The organism is Moorena sp. SIO3I6 (genome assembly GCF_010672095.1).
The window spans coordinates 1-1,776 of sequence record NZ_JAAHHU010001027.1 but is presented as its reverse complement, the minus strand read 5'-3'; the positions used below and the strand labels follow the sequence as shown (position 1 = coordinate 1,776).

At 44.2% G+C, this 1,776-nt stretch carries 2 protein-coding genes; both read right to left on the bottom strand.

The window, feature by feature from the left end; genetic code table 11:
* Window positions 1-213: hypothetical protein (locus tag F6K49_RS45700; protein WP_293108891.1), on the bottom strand; the 213-nt coding region annotated here is incomplete at its 3' end.
* Entirely contained in the window at window positions 210-1,493 is a 1,284-nt protein-coding gene (gene iscB / locus F6K49_RS45695; RefSeq protein ID WP_293108888.1) for an RNA-guided endonuclease IscB, read from the bottom strand. The genes F6K49_RS45700 and iscB, both read right to left, overlap by 4 nt.
* Window positions 1,494-1,776 lie beyond the last annotated feature (283 nt).

The following is a 1,776-nucleotide window of genomic DNA, read 5'->3' as shown; positions in this document are numbered from 1 at the left end:
TTGCAAGTGTTCATAAGAGTAAAAACTCATCCATGTAGGGTCTTTATCCCCTTCGCTCTGAAAAAAGCTCATGGAGTAATTCCAACGGCTGTTCTGCCATTGGGGTGTCCACCTCAAATACGGCAAGGGGGCGGACGACTGAACCTGAAAGGTCAGCGTCCGGGGAATTGCCGCCAATAAATAAATTGAGCGATAGCGAATCGGAATTTTCAAGATACATATTCATAGCCATCAGCCTTGTGAATGGTTTTCAAGTATTTCGGATGCACATCAAAACTTTTACCTCCTGTGGTCAGCTTGAAACTCGGCTTAAATCTGATAGCAATACGACCTGTGTAGTTTCCCTGATACTTTCCCTGTCTTACATGGGCTTTCACCAAATCTCCGGTTTGAAATCCCATGAAGGACTTTTGGGAAGGTGCATGGCGAATCGGAAAGCCATAGCGGTCAGTTCCGCAACGCTGTCTTTTCCCATGACCCTTGGCTTTAATAATCAAGGGTTTGACACCGTTAAGAAGAAGTCTCATTGGTGTTGATGTCCCAACACAGGTAGCATCAGTCCAGTGAGTTTTCTCAATCCCTCTAATCTTTCGATTGAATTTGGTCAGACCCCCAGAACCCACCTCTACAGGTAAGCCCGTTGATTGAAGTCGCCTGTACAATTCCCATCTGGTAGTGTTTACTGCTGCTGCATCTTTTAGTGGTGTTTTTGCTTGAGCCTTAATTCTTTTGAGAACTTCAGGTTTCTTCTTCAGAAATTTCTCAACAGGTTTATTACCTTTGGATTGATTACAGGAGTGGCACGACAGAGTTAAATTGCTGACTCTATTGCTACCTCCTTTAGACTTGGCAACAATATGATCAATTTCAAACGGAACATTTTCAGCACCACAATAAGCACATTTTCTTCCCCACTTCTGGAGTAAATATTCTTTGACTTCAAACCCAAACAGTTCGCCTCTTTGATAGTCGACTTCAGATATTTCTAGATTCTGCATTTTCTGCAAGTCGAACCTAACTAATTCTTGAGATATTGCCGTAACTGGGCAGAGTTTTCTGATTCGTCTTACCCAGGTTTCGATATTGCTAATCCGGCTCTCAATAGAGGGGGGTAGCCAACCGGGTTTACGAGTTCTATTCAAGAAGCGAGGTTTACGATAACGGGTTTTACGATTACGGCGACCTCTCCTTAATGCTCTACGAGATTCAAGAGCATCTTTGATTCGCTGCCCTCGGTGTGAGACTTCTAAAGCGCTTGTGACACGCCCAGTTTTTTCTTGAACAACAGCAACACCTGTTGTTTTGCTGCCCGGGTCAATCTTGATTCTGTGAGGATGAGTTACAGATTCCTCAACAGTTCTATCTAGTAAGAGGATGGTGAACGGATATCGTTTAAATACTTTTGCCCTCCCTTTCTTTAGTAACTCTCTTGCCCTAGCTTGGTGGCACGGGTCAAGAGGTTTCAGGTTTTTGTCTAGAACGAAAACTCGCATTACTGCATCTCTCAATTTCTTGGTAAAGTTTGCCTCGACACTGTTAAGACTCGGTACTTTCTCGGTAACACTGGCTTTCCCGAATGACCTGTTTAATTACCTAGTTGTAGAGCTTGAAACTGGCACGCATTTCAAGGTACGAATTTTAACTCTTGGTCTTAACGGCTGCTAGGAAAACCTAGCCGTCTGGTCAACAGGCTTTTTCAAGCCCACACTTACCCGCCAGGGAAGTGTGCGGTAGTTGACGGTGCCATTAACGTGAAGTTGCTCGCGCATCTAGTAC